At 40.5% G+C, this 561-nt stretch carries 1 protein-coding gene; it reads right to left on the bottom strand.

All coding sequences use genetic code 11. The features are described from left to right. The coding region (locus AC1D2Q_RS29550; RefSeq protein WP_477815552.1) for a hypothetical protein at window positions 1-561 on the bottom strand (561 nt) is incomplete at both ends.

Here is a 561-nt window from a genome sequence, read left to right as displayed (position 1 = left end):
GCCTTAACGGCTGCGTCCTTAAATGGCCAGCATCTGTGCTCATAAAGAGCAACCCACGATCTTTCTCATTCCGGAAATAGCTGAGTGGGTCTTTAGCTCCTTCGGAGGTAATTTGCTTAATCAATGGCTCGTTACTACCATAGGGTAACGGAAAAAGATAAAACGTGCTGTTATCTGTATTATATGTGATAAGCGCAAGTCCGATTTTCCAATAGTCAGGATATATAATGGCTTTGACCGCTTTGAATTCATGATCGAGCAAACCATTAAGTTGATCCAAAAATATTTGTAAAACTTTAATGGTATCTTGAGCTATGGAAGATGGCAGGATCAGTTTTTTCCGGAATCCGGTTAATTCATTTTCCATTTGATCATGTTTCGCTTTCAGATCGTCATAATTCCTGATCCGGGTAGCATATTCCTGCACTATCGCCGTCCATTGCTGGACATAATTTTCATTAAGGCCATCAATTTTATGTTCCAGGGAAAAATGAATCGCACATGATGCCCCCTTAATTCTTGTTTGGACATCCTCGATCACTTGCTCATTGATGTGTAACC

Source organism: Pseudomonas sp. P1_A1, assembly GCF_056406935.1.
The sequence above is the reverse complement of the archived record's forward strand: the minus strand, read 5'-3'. Positions and strand labels throughout refer to the sequence as shown.